Consider the following 17,931-nt stretch of genomic DNA (forward strand, 5'->3'; position numbering starts at 1 on the left):
AATGAGTTTATTGTACCTGAAAAGTACTCGCTAGACAGGCGCCAAGGGGGCTTTAAAGAATCCCGCTCAAGCCTGCTAACATCGCTCCAGGCAAGCGGAATCTGTGCGCTCTGGCTCCCCACTAGCGTCCTCACAAGCCGGAATGCCATACCGACTTACTCAACCGCCAATAATAGTAGTTTTCCGTTGCAAGACATTCAGCCAATATTCCTTCTCCGCCAATAACCGGTTAAGATCAGCCCCAGAAAATAATAACTATAAAAAATAAGAGGGTGGATTATGCAAAACCCCAGCCGGAATCTTCCGGGTTACAGGCCGCTAAAACGCCTACGCACCGCGCTGGCTATTGCCCAAGGCGCCGGACTGTTGTCGACCTTGTTGCAAGAGCTGGAAATCACCGTCTCGCACGACCAGACCAAGCGCGTCACTTATATGACCGGCTTGTACTCGCGCATTCATCGCGAAATGTTTAGCGATTGGAAGGAGCAGCCCACCGTCACCCACCGCCCCGGCACGATGCCGGATGCCGATAAACGCAAACAGTTTCGCGTCGCCATCGAGCGCTTGGTGTTGGATGGGGACAGCAATGCCGATACGGCGATTTTCGATAACAATGGCTTTGTGATTCATAGCGAGGACATCGCCGAGCGACTGGCCAGCTTTTATCATTCCTTGCGGATCATTCGGCCGTATGGCTACGGCAATCGGATGACGCTGGATTTTTTCATTACCGCGCTGGGTAACCTGCCGGCCTTCAAGGCCGTCTACGAACAAGGCATCGATTTTCGCCGCCTAACTGCCGAAGACGCTTTGGTGCTGCACGATCATAATAGTCAACTCCGGGCGCTGAGCCGCGCCTTTACGCACGCCCTCGATCCCAGGCGGATTAAAAGCCTGCACAACCAAGCCAACCGCTACGGCAAATGGCCGGAGAACAAACGCTTTCTATTAGGGATTCCGTTTCTGTCGCATACCACCAGCGACGGCATCGAATGCTTGATCACCGTGACGGGCGGTCTGGTGCCGCTGAGTAGCATTACCGCCGAACAACTCATTGCCGGCCAGCATTTTGCCGATAATCCCTTGAGCGTGTCCGAGCACATCATCGGCTATTTGCCGGCTACCGAAGATTTGCGCGCCCCCGGCAAATTCGAGATTGACGCGATCCCGATTCGTGAAGACGGCGTTGCGCCGCTGTTTTGCCTGGACGTGAACATGCTCACCGGCTTGCGCTCCCCCAGCCAAGCTGAATTGATGGATTTGTTGAAGCAGTGCGCCGGCGAGCAAGCCAATCTATTTTTATTGGCGGACAACGAAGCCTTAAAACAAAAAATGCTGGTCGCCGCTCGTCACGAAGTGCGCTTGCGCCGTACCGTGGAAATTGCCTACGAGCGCTTAGCCAAGATTACCCGCATTTTAATCGCCGCCCGAGACGCGATTTTCGCCGGCAAATCCCCTGTGGACCAACCCCAGTTTCTGATGAGCATGGGCGGCGCAGGGGCCGGTAAAACCGCGGTCGAGGAAATCGCCACGGCGCTGTGCGGCGACAATTTTGTCATCGCCTCCCTGGACGAATTCAGAAAGCTCAGCGATCTATACCGCTTGCTGACCGCCGCCAATCACCATAGCGACGACTACGTTTACGTCGAACCCTTCGCCAACCGCCTGCGCGACCTGGTAGCGCAACAGGCCCGCGAGCTGCGGATCAATATCCTCTACGACGGCACAGGTATTCCCTATTCGCCGCGCTATTCAACTGCAATTAAACAATTTCAAGCTGCCGGCTTTCGCACTCAGATTGCCGCGGTCGATGCCTTTTTAGTTAAGCCAGTCGGGCGCGAGCTGGAGTTGTCGCGCTCCGGCGTGATCGGCAGCGTCAAATCGCGCTTTGAAGCGACGGGGCGGGCTTTACCCTGGGTAGTCACCATCGACAAACACATCCGTTCGCCGCAAGAATTTCTAAATGCCCTTGAAGACACAGCGCTGGCGAAAATTTCGCTGTTTGCCAACGACGGTGAGCGGGATAAGCATTATTTGGTGGCGGAAAGTGTTTTGCTTAGCGATGCCGAGCTGGAGCAATTGCAACAGCAACAGTTGGCCGGCCACTTGGTCGGGCATCTACTTGAGTTTATCCGCCGGCATCCGGATTCGGTGTTGAAAAGCCTGGCCGGCGATTGCGAAACCCGATTGACCGCGCTGATCGCCCGGAACCCGGACTTGAGTGAAGACAACGTCGGCTATTTAATCTACAAAGGCAGCGAAAGCAATCGGGTATTACTGGTTTACCATCTGCGGCGCTTGATCGATTTTATCGAGAAACGCCAGCTCAACCCCAATGCGTCCGGCGAGGACGGCCTGCTTCACAAACCGGTGGCGCTGGCGTTTCATGTTGACCCGAATGCGAAAGACGCTTGGATTACCCGTTTGCAGGGCAGCGTCGAGTGACTAAATAGATTCGCAAAATGTTGGGCCACGACCAATCTGATGCTGAAACGCGGTCCAGCAGATTTGCCGTTAGCCGATTTGCTTGCTACATTTCCAGCACTGATTAAATCCCCTAGCCCAATGGAGGCCTGGATGCGGAAACCTCAATTGTTCGATGCCCGCCGGCTGGGAAGCCATGTTGTCTTGTGGCTATCTTTATCGGCTCAAAGCCTTGCCGCGCCCAGCGATGACCCGGATATTCTGGCCCGCCGCGGCCAGCAGCATCCCGTGGCAACCGGACCAGCCACTGCGCCAACCTTAACACTGAACAAGCCGGCCGGCGGCTGGACCAGCGGCTTGCAAATCACCGTGGCCGGCAGCTGTTCCGATCCGACTGCCGATCCGATTGTGGTAAATATCAATGGCGTGCGTTACTACGTCCGCAACGCTAACGGCAGCTTCTCCCGCGCCTTCCCGGCTGCCAAGGGCAAGAATACCGTGATCGCCGAATGCGCCAACAGCGCCGGTGTCGCCAAGGCTTCTACCACCGTCGATGCGGTGATTGCTTCGATAGGTTTGAAAGTGGTCCTCACCAGCGATAGCGACGGCGTGTATACCGATTTGCACATTTACGAGCCGGACAACAGCCATGTGTATTGGGCCGACACCAATTCCAACAGCGGCGGCATCTTCTTTTTAAATCAAAACGGCGACAACTTCGACCAGCCTGGCTACGGGCCTTATTTGTATGTGCATCCGGCCCCGCCGCTCGGCGTGTTCCGCATCGACACTAATTATTGGCCGGGCGGTGCGGTGCAACATACTCTAGCCAATCTGGATATTATCCTCGACGAAGGTTTGCCCACAGAAAGTCGGCGCCGCGTGCAAAAACCGCTGGCCCGGCCCGGCGAAACCAAAACCCTGGCCTATGTCGTTATCCAAGACAACCGCCAGCCGGCAAAAATCTATGTGCCTGGTCAGGATGCCGAGCGGGATATGCCCATAGAAGTAAAGGAATACATCAAACACGAACCCAAGCGCGAAGGCGAGGCGGAGGACAGTGCGGAAGAATTGGGCTATCTGCCGCCGCAAGACGCCGAAGCGCTACGCCAAGTCGTCACAGACGTTGCCCTGCTGCAAGCCCGTAAACTCAGCCCACTCTGGGAGCCTAAACAACGCGACTGCGCCGGCCTAGTACGTTTTGCCTATCGCACCGCTTTAGAACCACGCGACGCCGCCCGCACCGCTAAACTTGGCGTGCCCGCTAAACTGATGTTGCCAGCTTTATCCGAGCTGGCTCGTAAAGCCGTCCCCGACTATCCGCAAATCTGGCAAACCGGTTTCAACAACGGTCAAGCCCGCTACGGCCATTTTGCCGACGCGGAAACCTTGATCGGCTACAACTTTCGCTTGAAATCCCGCGACCTGGCGGCGGCGCAAAGCGGGGATCTTCTGGTGTACCAAAAACCCCTGGTTAACGACGAGCCCTATCATTTGATGCTATTCGCCGGCGGCCATCCGCAGAATCTGGTGGTGTACCACAACGGCGCCCAGGGCGCCGAAGCCCAAGTCCGCGTGGTTAGCGTCGCCGAGTTATTGCAATCGCCCGATCCGGTGTGGGTCCCCCGCGCTGAAAACCCCTATTTCCTTGGAGTGTACGAATGGAACCGCTTAGCCCCGCAAAACGCCTGACTGTGATTGCCTCGGCGGCGGTGCTGACCGCAACCGCCGGTGTCGTTGCTTATCAGGATTATTCCCGGCAACCCTTGAGCCGCTTGATGCGCGCCGGTTTGCCCTTGCTGGATTTGACCGTAAAATTGCGCGATTCCGCTAACAACGATTTGGATGCCAGCACTTCGCTGGTCGGCAGCAACGACGAGGTGCCGGCCGGTGACGAGCATTGCCCGGCCTTGACCGGCGGCGATGTTGGCTCTGGTACCACGATGGACGTGACCGTGCAGCGCCCGGCCGATTGTCCGAAACAGGCGACCTGGTATGTAAAGAAACATCCGGTGGCTTTTACCCTTAACTTCAATCAGGGCGAAGCGTTTTTAAACTGGTGGGATGCGCAGCCGCAAGTGCAAAGCTTGCTCGGCAATCGCTTCGTGCAAGGTTTGTTTTTCGGGTTAGTGCAAAGCCTGAAAGTCAAAGCCGAGCAACTCAATCTGGAGGGTCTACAAGGCGAGTTTCTGGCGCAGCTGCTACGCGATGCGGTTGCCGCCAATGCTGAGCTGCATTACGACATGGCCCATGCCAGCCAGGGCTGGGTCATCAGCTACTCGCGCAGCGATAGCCAGTTCGCCGATCAAGCCATGCCGGCCTTGGCCGGCGTGTTGGCCAGCAGTGGTTACCGCCTCAACAAACTGCCGGAACCCATCTTGGAAACCCGAATCGGTTTGCAAAAGCTGTTTTTCACCCAATTCCGCGAGCGGATTTATCTGGCGCAAAGTCTGGAAGCGTTATTGAACGTGATCGACAGCATCGCCCCGCAAAGCCGCCGCAGCGATGCGCCGCTGAGTTTGACCTTACGTAGCGAAGCTTTTATCGATAATTTGCTGCCGGTGCTGACCGGCTCGCCGACCTATCCGCTGCAATGGGATTTTGCGTTGAAAGACGGCCAACTGGGGACGCTGAATCTGCCGACCGCTGCCTGGCAAAGCCAGTTGCACGGGCAATTATTCGAAGGCGTATTAGCCAGCATCCCGCATGATGCCTTTGCCGGCGTGGCCGCTAGCCTTGCCTTATCGCCCGATTTAACTACAGCCGACTGGCAAACACTCGCAGCCAACGGTCCGTCTACCAATCCTCCCAGCGCCGAGCCAGCCGGCATAGGTTTGGTTTGGGATTTCACCGCCGATAGCCCGAGCGGCGCGGTCGGCATCATCGTCGCTAACCCCCGGCAGCCGCAAGCCAGCGCCGCTTATGCGCAATATTTGAAAAACCCGGACCTGGGCGCGGAATGTGCCGGCGGCAGCTTGTTCCTGGCCGCGAGTTCGGAAAGCCTGCTGATTCGGATGAAAGACGCCTGCAACAAGCAGTCTTTGAGTCCTTTGGATTGGCAACGCGCTGTTGAGAAACAGCGTCTGCAAGCCGCGCAGCTGACCGCCTTCGTCAACCCCGGCGCGGCGGCGCGCGAATTATTTCTTGCCGGTGGTGCTGGCAATGTGCAAGAAGCCAATGAATTTGCGCCGCGCTGGCAGCAAGACTATGAAGCCGCCAAGGCCGCGATGCGGCAGGAGGGGGATAAGTTGTTTTACGGTTTGCCGATTTTGAGTTATGCGGGGAGGGTTGAGGGAGATTCTGGTGCTGCTTTGGAAGGTAAGTTGATAGGTCAGGAAGGTAGGAAATGATTATTTTGACTTTGCTTTTTGGGTTGTTATTGGTGGTGGTTGGGATGTCCTTTGTCGTTGCCACTGGCTTTTTGAAGGCTGACGACTCAGCTCCCTCTCCTGATGGAGAGGGTTGGGGTGAGGCGATTCAAAACTTGGTTTCATTTTCTCTCTTAGAAGGTGTCGCTAGCGCGACGGTTTATTTAATGTCGGCTGTCGGTCCGAGAACCGACGTTAAAACACCCGTCGCGGTAGCGACACCAAATCATTTTGCTGCAATTATTGGCTATCTACTTCTATTAGCTTCATTACTGATACCAATAAGCGCCCAAGCCGGCAGCCCATTTTATTTAACCGCCGAACGCAGCTTCACCAACACCGAAGCGCCCAATATTCGCCTGGACTACACCCTCACCGATCAGCCGATGCTGATCCGGGTGCTGAAAGCCAACAACCTGGAGTTCTTCCTGGACGGCCAGTTCAACGTCAGCCGCAGTTACGAGCAGCCGGTCAGCGAACTGAATCCCGGCCATTACTTCGCCAAGGGGCTGAACAACGCGCAATCGCCGTTGAAGTTGTTGCGCGGCATGCTGGATGTCGAGTTTCGTAAGTCTTTAAAAGAATCCAATTTCAGCGGCTCGGTGCTGACCGTCACCGAAAAACCGTTGGTGTCGGTGCCGCAGCAGGTTTTAGTCGCACCGCCTAAAGGTTTTAGCGTGGTTAAAGAGAGCTATATCGATTTGCTACGCAACGGACAGCAAACCCATGATTTGGGTTGGTGGTTTAACGAAGACACCTGGAGCGAACATCGTTATAAAGTCCGCCAGATTGCACTCGATCCGCTGCCGGACGGCATTTATCTGCTGCAAGCGGTGCAAGGCAAGAACGAAGCGCAGTGCCTGATTCAAGTCAGCAGTCTGGCGGTGCAGGTCAAGCAATCCAGCGAGCAGTTGTTGGTGCGGGCGATGAACCGCGACTTGCAACCGCTGGCTGGCGCCAAAGTCAGTTATCGCGATGGCCGCGGCCGTTGGCAAACCTTGCCGGCCAGTACCAACGCCGCCGGCGAGCTGAGCTTTAATAATCCTGACGGCGTGCTGGATGGCAAATTGCTGGTGCGTGTTGATGCGCCGGCTGCTAAAACCGGCGAAGCGGCGCGCACCGCGTTGACCGCCACCGACTTTTTGCCGACGCAAGCCAAGGACGACGCGGTATTTGTGATGACCGATAGGCCGATTTTTAAGCCTGGCGAAACCTTTTATTACAAAGGCATCGTGCGCAATTTACAGGACGGCCAATTGCGGATTCCGGCTTTTCAATCCAAGCAAACCGATGTGTCGCTGATTCGCGCCGACGGCAACGCCACCGGTTTGCAAGGCCAAACCCAGCTTACCGATTTCGGTTCGTTTTCCGGCAGTTTCGATCTCGATCCCAGTCAGACGCCTGGTTTGTATCGCTTGCTGGCGGAAATCGACCATAAAGCTTATGGCGGCGAGTTCCGGGTGCGCGATTACATTAAACCCACGTTTTACCTGGAATGGCTGGATCGGAGTCCGGTGGTGCAAGCAGGTCAACCGTTTAAACTAAAATTCCGCGCCAAACGCTACAGCGGCGGCGTGCCGCAGAACGTCAAATTCGAAGTATTTCTATACCGGAAAAAATTCGAAGCCCCGCAATTCGTCACCGAAGCCGGCGCGGGCTTAGCCGCCGGCAACGATTATTTCGGCCAGGTTAAATCCGCCGCGCCGTTGACCCAGCCGCAACGGTTGTATAGCTCTATCGAAGAACGTCAGGCGGTCGATGCCAGCAACCCTTGGGAAACCGCCGCCAAGCTGGACGAAAGCGGCGACGGCAGTTTCGAGTTTACCGTGCCGGCAGCCGACCAGGAAAAGCCGGACCAGGAATGGATTTATTCCTTGATGGTCCGTGCTCAGGATGCCGCCGGCGGCAATGCGATTTTGACCGACAGCATTTACGCCACCTTGTCCGAGGCGCAACCGGCCGTGCGTTTTAATAAAACCGTCGCAGCTGTCGGCGATCAGGATTTGCAATTGCTGTTGCAATCCAGCTATGCCGACGGCAAGCCGGCCGCCAAAGCCGGCGGCGTGGTCGATGTGATGCTGGAACAGCCCGGTAGCGGCAAGCGTAGCCTGGTGAAACTGGATTTCGCGACCGACGAGCGCGGTCAGCAAAAACTCACCATTCCGGCCTTGAAAGAATTTGGTCGGCTGACCGCCGTTGCCCGTTTGGAAAGCCTGGATGGCAAAAATCTCAGCCATCCGGCCAACTCGCAACCCAGCACTTTAATCGTGGCCGGCAGCGGCGGCGAAGCGGTAGCCGACAATCCGGAATTGGAACTGTACACGCCCACCACCATCCTCAGCCCCGGCGAGCAAGCCAAGGTGTTTGCCTTATTGCCCAAGGCCTGGGGCAATAATGAGAGCGGCGCCATCTGGGAAACCGTGGCCGGCGCGCGTTTGTTTGATAGCCGCAGCGCACAGGCTCAAGGCCGCAGCCGCTGGTTTGAAGTCACCGCCAAACCCGAATACGGCACGGGCTTTTACCACACCGTCACGGTGCCGGTGGCCGGCGGCAAGTACAAGGAACAGACGCTGGGCTTTAGAATTGTGCCTTGGGAAAAGCGTTTGCAGATCGCTATCGAGCCGGCAAAAGCCGAAACCGAGCCGCTGAAACCCACCCAAATCAAGCTGCAAGTCAAACGCGCGGATGGCGGACCGGCGGCGAACACCGAAATCGCCGTGTCCATCGTCGATCGCGCCGTGTATGCGGTGCAAGCGGAATTCCGTCCCGGCATTTTCGATTTTTTCTATCCGTTGCAACGCAGCAATTTAGCGACTTTCTATTCCGACGATCTGCAAGGCTACGGTTATGCCGACTTGTTGCGTAAACCCAATTTCTCGCTCAGCGCCTTGAAGAGCCAAAGCAAGTTGGCGAAAAAAGCCATGCGCGATACCGCTGGTTGGTTTCCGCATGTTGTCACCGACGCGAAAGGCAATGCCACCATTGATGTGGACATGCCGGCTAACGTCACCGAATGGCTGGTCACGGCGGTCGCCAGCGACAAGGAAGGCCGTATCGGCGAAACCACCGGCCAATTCCGCAGCGTCACCGATGTGGCGGTGGACATGGTCGGCCCGCAATTCTTGCGGCAAGGCGACGAAGTGGACGTGGCGGTGAAACTGACCAATCACTTGGCTCAGCCGGTGAAACTGACCGGCAGCATCAGTTTGCCGGACACCTTGCCTTTGCAAAGCGGCGAAACAGCGCCCCAAGCCGAACTGGCTGCCAAAGCCGAGCAACTGTGGCCGTTACGTTTAAGCGCCAACGACCGGCAAGGTGCGCCGGCACTGAAGGTGGCTTTGACCGCGCCGGCTGGAGTGCGGGTAGGCGGTGCTGAAGAGTTCGAGATTCCGTTAAAAGCCGCCGCGCTACCGCAGGTTTACAGCAGCGTTCAGCAGGACAATCTGTTGCGCATCGACTTACCCGCGCAATTCCAGCCTCGGCAAGTAACGGTGCGGGTCAATTCCGGCCTGCTGGGTGCCGCACTGCAAGCGGCTTACATGCTGGTACAATATCCTTACGGTTGCACCGAGCAGCTGGCGCATAGCACCGTGCCGAATCTGGTGTTAATGGACTTAATCGCGCGTGCCGGCCTGAAACCCGAGCAATTGGGGCCGCTGGAAAACACTTTGAAACGCGCCAAGCAGAACGCGGCGCTGGGAGTGCGTAAACTGCTTCAAAATCAGAAAGCCGATGGCGGTTTTTCGCTGTGGCCCAGCGATAGCGAAGCCACGGTCCCAGTAACCTTGATTGCCCTGCAAGCCTTGAAATACGCCAACGACTTGCAAGTAGAAGGCGTGAATAACGCCTATTTCAAAGGCATGGATTGGCTGAACAATCACGCCGAGGGCAACGCGGCGGCGGATGGTTTTGTGTTGAGCGGCTTCGCGACGGTTGGTTATGCTTACAACGCACCGTGGCAGCAGCAGGCTGATTTTGTCGAAAAACTGCTTGCCAATGTCCATGCCGAGGCAGGTGATCTGATAGCCGCGTTGCGTATCGTCAAGGCTTACGAAAGTCAAAACTGGCATAGCTTTAACCAGCAATTCAAAGACCGGCCACAGCTGAAAAACGATCTGCTTAAACGCTTGCAACTGGCGCTGGACGCGCTTGATGCAGCGAACTATCAGCAGCAACGCGGCGAGTTGTATAACAGCTTGGGCTTTGGATTTGGCGTACCCAGCCTGATTTCTGCCGGTTTGGGCACGTTAAACGAGGCGCAGGCCTTGCCGCCGGCGCTGGAGGCCAAGCTAAAACGCTGGTTGTTGCAAACCCAGCAAAACGGCTACTGGCAATCGACATACGATACCGCGCAGGTGATCTTCAACAGCCGCGAATTGTTGTCTAAGGAAGCGGCGGCAGCGGCCAAGCAGAACGCCCGCAGCATTTCGGTCAGCAGCAAAGACGGCTTTGCGTTGGGCGCGTTGCAACGCATACCCGGCGGCTATCTGGGCAGCTTCAACCACTTCGGCGATAGCCCGGATCTTAGCGAAATTCATCTCGCCGAATTGAATGCTGACGAAATCGCCAGCGCCACAGTCGCTGTCGATGTGCCCTATCCAGCTGTCGCCGCCCGCGCGGTCGGTCTGGAGGTACAACGCAACTTCCGCCGCATCACCGCCAAGGGCAGCGAGTTGATCGACATGAGCCAGGCCTTGAAACCCGGCGACGTGGTAGTCAGTGAAGTGCGCGTCAAACGTAGCGCCGATGCCGGTCGGCCAGCGCCCGGTAGCGAGTATGTGGTCATCGAAGACGGTATCCCCAGCTTGGCGGAAGGTCAGGAAAACGACGAAACCTACCTGGCCGACGCCAAAATCCAACCCAAAGACGACAGCTACTGGGCGAACATCAAGGAAACCCAACGCTACCCGGACCGCATCATCCGCGTCGCCAAGCTCCAAACCGGCGGCGAATTGACCTTGTATCAAGTTTGGCGAGTCGCCAGAGCCGGCTACGCCGCAATTCCGCCAGCCAGCGGCTTTGATATGTATAACGAGGCGGTGCAGGGGAATAGTTTGGCGGGGCGGGTGAGTGTTAAGTAGTCTCGTTCGGCGGAACGGCTTTGGTTTTGCGCGTTAAGGTTACGGGTTGGGCGCCCCCAAAGCTTAACTGCGTCCTCGTCGTTGCTGTACGCAAATATACCGGTACGGCACGGATAATCTGAAAAAGTGGAATTGCCTTAAAAAACTTAACTATATCACCCAAAGAAAATTGAAAATCTCTTTTCAGTTCTTCCTAAAAAAGGTAGATATTCATGAATTCCAAATACAAAAAAAGCGCCGCTTAGGCGCTGCCTTTGCCATTGCGAGCATCGCGTCAACAGGGCTGGCCTCTACTAGGGTTTAGGTCAGCGCCACCGGTATCAATCATGGCGGTAACGTGGTCGGTTATTAGACAATTCGCAACAATTACAGGTATGGCTTCAGACCATTCGCTTAATACTTACACCATACTCGACCATCCTAGCGCTTGCTTGCATTATTAAGCGCTAAATTTCGCCCTTCTCGACCACCGGCATGATCCAGTAATGGATACCGGACCCGGCAAATTCGGACTTCAATTTTTCCAGCAAGGCGGAAATAGCCATTTTCTCGGCGTAAATCTGAAAGCGCGCGGTTTGCTGATCGGCATCGTCGGCTTCGGTGAGAAATTTGGTGATCTTATGCTCACCGGTATCGCTATGAAGCAGCTCTTCCTCAAAGCTGGTCAGGCACTCCATCATCGGCCCCTCCATGATAGGCGGCACGATAAATGAAATGGAGAACTGTTGATGATGCACGGTTCGAAAAAAATCATCTTCACTGTTAAAACGATCAGACGCATTTTTGATCACTTGCAGATACTTACCGCGCCTGCGATCACCCTTGCGCTTTTCGATAATATCCGCAGACACAGGCGTCTGATTTTGGCGAGGGTCGTTGTACCAACTACGGTGGTAATAAGGCCTAACCACCACCATTCTGCCGTTAAACCGCCGATTTTTTAAACCTTTAACAACTCTTTGCACGGAAAGCTCAGAATCCAGCGTTACCACACCGTGATATTCGATAGTGCCTATGCGGGTATCCTGTAAGGCCAGAATCTGCACATCGACTATACGGCCGGATTTTCTGAACAAGCCGCGTTTCAAAGCAGGGGCCACAAATTCGGAAATTTCAGTATGCCTGGTATTAGCAGGAATGCGACGCAAAAAGATATTCATAGGGCTATGTGTGGCAAGGAAAATAGCTCATTCAAAAATGTTTAACCGCTGTTCGTCCGAACTGTAGCATCCCCAGTCGCTTTCTGCATGCTTTATGCTTAGATGATGCCTTGTTCGATAGCCGGTACCAGCCAATAATGCAGGCCGGAACCGGTAAAATCCGCCTTTAGCTTAGTCAATAATGCAGAAATGTTTTGTCTTTCGACATACATTTGAAAACGAATTTTGCGTTGATGTCCGGCAACCTGCTCTGCCAGCGACAAACCCTGCTGATTGTGATCGTGAACATTGGCCGGAAAACTGGTGAAACCCTGCGACCATTCCAATGACAGCAAACAATCGACCAGCGCTTCCTCCAGACTGGGCGGCACATTCACTGTCAGTAAAAACGCTTCGTGACTCATCAGCAACGCTCCGGATGGCGACCGAATAATTGGTAAAGTATCGGCAACAAAATTAGTGTTAACAAGGTTGAGGACAACAGACCGCCGGTAACCACAATAGCCAATGGCCTCTGAATTTCCGAGCCGGGGCCCGACGCAAACAGTAACGGAATCAAGCCGAAGGCAGCGATGCTGGCTGTCATCAGTACCGGCCGCAACCGCCGCCCGGAACCGATAATCACCACCCGCGACAATTCCATACCGGTTGCGCACAGCTGATTAAAATAGCTGACCATCACCACCCCATTCAATACCGCAATACCGAGCAGGGCGATAAAACCCACTGAAGCCGGCACCGACAGATATTCACCGGACAACCACAGCGCGAACACCCCACCTATCATGGCCAGCGGGATATTGGACAGCACCAGCACCGCCTGCCGCACCGAGCCGAAGGTGGAAAACAGCAACAGAAATATCAAACCTAAAGATAATGGAATCACTAGGGAAAGACGCGCGGAAGCGCGTTGTTGATTTTCAAACTGACCGCCGAACGCCACATGAAAACCGCTGGGTAATTGAACACGCTCGGCCACCGCCTTGCGCGCCTCTTCAACAAAACCAACCAAATCGCGGCCCTCAACATTACAGCGGATCACCACGAAACGCTGGCCTTTTTCCCGGTCTATCGACACCACGCCTTCTACCGCTTGAATTTTCGCCACTGCGGTAATCGGCACATGCTCACCATTCGGCAAACTGATTTGTAAATTCTCGAAGTTGGCGGTGTTACTGTCGCCGCGCAGCAGCAAAGGCGTGCGTTTCACCCCCTCTTGAACAATACCCAGTTGCACGCCTTCGATCTGCGCGCGCAACATATCTTCGATGCTATTACTATCCAACCCGAACCGGCCGGCAGCTTCTCGATCAATGCTCAACTGCAGAAACTGCATGCCTTCATTTTTACGGGTAAACACATCACTGGCGCCGGGGATGGTCTTCAGCACCGCTTCGATTTGTTCGGCTTTATGATTCAACGTATCCAGCTCGGCGCCGAATAATTTGATCGCCACGTCACCGCGCGTTCCCGTTAACATCTCCGAAACCCGCATCTCGATGGGCTGAGTAAAACCAAAGGCTATGCCCGGGGTGTGATCCATAATCTTGCGAATTTCTTCGATCAACTCTTCCTTGCTGTCCATACGCCATTCAGCTTTGGGCTTGAGGATCAAAAACGTGTCGGTATCGTTCAAGCTCATCGGGTCCAAACCCAGCTCGTCGGTACCGACTCTGGAAACCACGGTCTGCACTTCCGGGATATGCTCGAGGATGTTTTTCTGCACCCGGCCGTCCAAGGCCACCGAATCCAGCAAGGTAATGGACGGCAATTTTTCCAGCTGCACGATAATGTCGCCTTCGTCCATCGTAGGCATGAAAGTACTGCCGATCTGGGTGAAGACCAATACGCTGGCCGCCAACATCGCAGCAGCGCCGATAAAGACTTTTTTGCTGTTAGTCAGACACCAGGCCAGAATAGGCTGATACCACTGCAACAGTTTGCGCGGCAACCACGGTTCCTCATGAGACACCTGTTTCAGCAACAGCGATGCTAGTACCGGAATCACCGTCAATGACAAAATCAAGGAGCCCGTTAAGGCAAACACGATAGTCATCGCCACCGGCCCGAACAACTTGCCTTCCAGTCCCTGCAAGGTCAGCAGCGGTAAGAACACGATGACAATGATCAAGATCCCCGACGTCACCGGCACCGCTACTTCGCGGGTAGCGCGATAAATTAGATGCAGCCGCGGTAACCTCTCGGCCTTTTGATGATCGGCCAGTTGCGTAATCACGTTTTCCACGACCACCACCGCACCATCCACCAACATCCCGATAGCGATAGCCAGACCGCCCAGACTCATCAAGTTGGCGGACATACCGAAAGCGTGCATCAGGATGAAGGTCACCAGCGCCGCCAACGGCAAGGCCAATGCGACGGTCAAAGCCGCGCGCAAATCGCCTAAAAACAGAATCAGCAGCACCACTACCAAAACAATGGCTTCCAGCAGGGCTTTGGAAACAGTATTTACCGCCTTGCCCACCAACACCCCCCGGTTGTAGAACACATTCAGGCGCACGCCTTCCGGCAAGCTTGGTTGCAATTCCGCCATCTTACTTTCCAGTTGCTCGATAGTTTGCCGAGCATTGGCGCCGCGCAAACTGAGCACGACCGCTGTCACGGCTTCGCCGTCACCGTCCTTGCTGACTGCGCCATAACGTGTCAACGCGCCGATTCTGACCTCGGCAATATCGTCCACTCGCGTCGGCAGGCCCTCGTGCTGCGCCACCACAATGGCCTTCACATCCTGCTCGTTCTTGATACGGCCTTCGGCGCGCACAATCAACGCTTCCTCGCCTTCGCTCAACCGACCGGCACCATCGTTGCGGTTATTATTTTGCAAAGCGGCTTTTAATTGCTCGGTATCGATATTGCGAGACGCCATGCGGATATTGTCGGGCACCACTTCAAAGCTGCGCACCAGTCCACCCAGCGCATTCACATCCGCCACGCCGCTGACGGTACGCAGAGCAGGGCGGATGGTCCAATCCAGTAATTCTCGCCGTTGCATCAGCGTTAAATCGCCACCCTCGATGGCGAACATGAACATCTCCCCCAGCGGCGTGGTCATCGGCGCGATACCGCCCTGCACACCCTCCGGCAAATTACTCCACAAAGCGTTCAAGCGTTCCGCGACTTGTTGCCTGGCCCAATAAATATCGGTGCCTTCTTCAAAGTCCAGCGTAATATCGGTAATGGCATATTTAGCCAGCGAGCGCAGCATGGTTTGATGCGGAATGCCCAGTAACTCAACTTCAATTGGCGCGGTAATTCTGGCTTCCACTTCTTCCGGCGTCATGCCGTTGGCCTTGACGATGATCTTGACCTGCGTCGGCGATACCTCGGGAAAGGCATCGATAGGAATGTGTTTAACGGCATAATAGCCGCCGCCCACCAGCAACAATACGCCGAGTAAAATCAGTAGCCGCTGGGTCAACGCAAAGCGAATTAACCCCGCCATTACTCGTCGCCTCCCAAACCTAACCAATTGGCTTTCAAGGCCACCGCGCCTTTTATGGCGATTTGCTCGTTGCCGGACAACGGTCCGCTAATCAAGGAATTGGATTCTTGTTTACCGGTAATAGTCACTTCGGTCACCACAAAACCGTCTTGATTGCGCACAAACACATAGGCGTGCCCTTCGTTCTGCGCAATGGCGGTATTGGGTACGACGAAGCCGGTCTCTGCGCTATTTTGCATGATCTGCACATTGACGTTCTGTCCCACGCGCAAGCCCTCGGCTTTGCCGTCAATCACCGCCCTGGCCAATACCGTCTGATTGTCGCGGTTGACGCTTTGGCCCAGCAGACTAATTTTGGCAGTGGTCTCGCTGCCTTTCAGCCGCACCGAATCGCCTAACCTGATGCCGCTCAAGCGCTCCTGCGGAATATTGATTTCCAGCCACAGTTCAGACAAATCGGCAATCCGATACAGCGGTGCCTGCACATCCAAGCGGGCGCCCAAATTGGCCACACGCTCCAATACCACCCCATCGATGGGTGCGCGAATAGTCAAACGGTTGTCCAGCTTATGGCTTTGCCCCAAACTTTTAATCTCGGCGGCCGACATGCCGGCCAACAATAACAACTGCCGGGCCTCGTCGGCCTTGGCCGATTTGCTGCTGTGCAGCATTTGGGTTTCCTGCCAGCGCCGCTGCGCAATCACACCTTCCTGCAATAATTTTTGATCGCGATTGCGCTCTTGGCCGGATAAATTCAGTTCGCTGGTAGCGGTTAAAAATGCTTGCTGTAATCCGACTAGTTCCGGGCTGTGCAACTGCGCCAATAGTTGGCCTTTATGGATCTTGTCGCCGATATTGACCGGCAATTGGGTAACCAGGCCGGGCTGGCTGCTACTGATCAACACCTCCCGATCAGCCGGCACCACCACTTTGCCCGGCGCGTAAAACAACGGAATCTGCTGGCTAGCGGTAAGCGGCACGACTTTTATATCCAAATTGTCGATCTGCTGCTGTGTAATTTTGATCTGGGTATCTTGAGCAAACGCGCTTAAGGCCTGCGCCAACAACAGGCCGAAGATTAACCGCCTCATGGCTGTATGCCTACCGCTTGATTGTAGAAAGCGATGTTGCGCTGTAATTTAACCTCCTGCAATTTGGCGTTGCGAATTGCTTCCAGACTACGGGCCTGGATTTTTAAGAGGTCCAACAGATTAATTTCGCCGGCCGAGAAGCTGATTTCGGTCATTTTCAGATGAGTTTCAGCGATTTGTTTCAACTCGTTGGCGATTGCCAACTCGGCTCGCGTCACTTCCAGGGCATGCTCGGCTTCGTGCAGATTTTTCTCCAACTGCCGGTAAAGATGCTCGCGTTGGGCTTTGGCATTGTTCAGTTCCAGATTGACTTTGGCGATTTCCGGCGCGTTATAGGCCTCGCCGCCGAATAGCATCACCACGCCGACACCGACACTCTCAATGTCTTGCCCGCTGCGGCCATCCCGCTGGCTTTTCGCACCTACACTGAGCTTGGGTTGATTGATGGGATCAGTGGTTTTGGTCCATTCAATTTCCGCCTGTTTGCGGTCGATGATGGCGTTGATAGCTTCCAGCATCGGATGGTTGCCGCTCACCGAGGTAATATCGCTTAGTTTTTCCTGATAATTGCCCGGCACCCGCGATAAGGTAGTCAAGCTGGCATACGCTTTACGGCTATGCATCACTTCCGCTTCGGCTTGGGTGACCAACCCCCGGTTTTGCAGGTATTCACCCTTGGCCAGCAACAAATCCGCACGTGGCAAATCGCCCAATTCCACCCGGCGCTCGACTTTCTTCATCAATTGCTCGGAAATCGACAAGGCATTTTGCGCTTGTTGCAAACCGATATTGGCGATTTCCATATTCCACAAGGCGTCTCTGATCAAGCGCGTGACTTCCAGCTTAACCGCCGCCGATTGCTTTTGCGCGGCAACCCCGGCCCGTTCCGCTACCGCCTGACCGGCATCGCGTTGCCCCCATTTCCAAGTTGTGAATTCGACTTGAGCAGAGGCTTCGCGCGAACCCAGGTCGTCGGCAATTCGGTCATCCATGTAATTCAATCCAACAGCCGTAGAGCCGGCCACCCAAGCGTCACTGCGTTCGGCCAAGGCATTGGCTTCCTGGGCCAAGGCTTCGCCGACCAGGCGATCCGGGTATTTTTCCACGGTTATTTCGACTAATTGCGACAAACTTAGCGACGGATCGGTTTCGATAGGATCCATGTGTTCGACAATCAAATTCTCCGAAAACATTTCGCCGCGAGTCGCCGCCAAGCTCTCTCCGACAGGATTTATTTCGGCCAGGCAAGGCGCCGTAACCAGCAGTAATACAGGTAAACCGCATTTTAGATAACGGTATCCATTCATGGAGCACTCCAAAGCAGTAATTGAATAGAACTAGCAG

At 55.1% G+C, this 17,931-nt stretch carries 9 protein-coding genes; 4 read left to right on the forward strand and 5 right to left on the reverse strand.

What is annotated here, in order from left to right:
• Positions 1-279 precede the first annotated feature (279 nt).
• From CWO84_RS11250 to CWO84_RS11265, 4 genes are all read left to right on the forward strand, one after another.
• Positions 280-2,445: a zeta toxin family protein gene (locus CWO84_RS11250; protein WP_101052724.1), complete on the forward strand. Its 2,166-nt coding sequence runs from the start codon at positions 280-282 to the stop codon at positions 2,443-2,445.
• A gap of 132 nt (positions 2,446-2,577) precedes the next feature.
• Positions 2,578-4,116, forward strand: coding sequence for a DUF1175 family protein (locus CWO84_RS11255; RefSeq protein ID WP_101052886.1), 1,539 nt, complete (start codon positions 2,578-2,580; stop codon positions 4,114-4,116).
• Positions 4,086-5,774, forward strand: coding sequence for a hypothetical protein (locus CWO84_RS11260; RefSeq protein WP_101052726.1), 1,689 nt, complete (start codon positions 4,086-4,088; stop codon positions 5,772-5,774). Before CWO84_RS11255 ends, CWO84_RS11260 begins: the two co-directional genes overlap by 31 nt.
• On the forward strand, positions 5,771-10,873 hold the full coding sequence (locus tag CWO84_RS11265) for an MG2 domain-containing protein (protein WP_240618028.1): 5,103 nt from the start codon (positions 5,771-5,773) through the stop codon (positions 10,871-10,873). The genes CWO84_RS11260 and CWO84_RS11265 overlap by 4 nt, the downstream gene beginning before the upstream one ends.
• A gap of 446 nt (positions 10,874-11,319) precedes the next feature.
• Here CWO84_RS11265 and CWO84_RS11270 read toward each other — a convergent pair whose 3' ends face one another.
• The 5 genes from CWO84_RS11270 to CWO84_RS11290 form a co-directional block, all read right to left on the reverse strand.
• Positions 11,320-12,033, reverse strand: coding sequence for a DUF3240 family protein (locus CWO84_RS11270; RefSeq protein WP_033156866.1), 714 nt, complete (start codon positions 12,031-12,033; stop codon positions 11,320-11,322).
• 98 nt (positions 12,034-12,131) lie between these two features.
• Entirely contained in the window at positions 12,132-12,437 is a 306-nt protein-coding gene (locus CWO84_RS11275; protein ID WP_101052728.1) for a DUF3240 family protein, read from the reverse strand.
• Positions 12,437-15,496, reverse strand: a complete 3,060-nt coding sequence (locus CWO84_RS11280; RefSeq protein WP_101052730.1) for a CusA/CzcA family heavy metal efflux RND transporter — start codon at positions 15,494-15,496, stop codon at positions 12,437-12,439. Before CWO84_RS11280 ends, CWO84_RS11275 begins: the two co-directional genes overlap by 1 nt.
• On the reverse strand, positions 15,496-16,587 hold the full coding sequence (locus CWO84_RS11285) for an efflux RND transporter periplasmic adaptor subunit (RefSeq protein ID WP_101052732.1): 1,092 nt from the start codon (positions 16,585-16,587) through the stop codon (positions 15,496-15,498). Before CWO84_RS11285 ends, CWO84_RS11280 begins: the two co-directional genes overlap by 1 nt.
• Positions 16,584-17,894, reverse strand: coding sequence for a TolC family protein (locus CWO84_RS11290; RefSeq protein WP_101052734.1), 1,311 nt, complete (start codon positions 17,892-17,894; stop codon positions 16,584-16,586). The genes CWO84_RS11285 and CWO84_RS11290 overlap by 4 nt, the downstream gene beginning before the upstream one ends.
• Positions 17,895-17,931: the final 37 nt, after the last annotated feature.

The organism is Methylomonas sp. Kb3, from assembly GCF_002834115.1.
Classification (GTDB): Bacteria; Pseudomonadota; Gammaproteobacteria; order Methylococcales; family Methylomonadaceae; genus Methylomonas; species Methylomonas defluvii.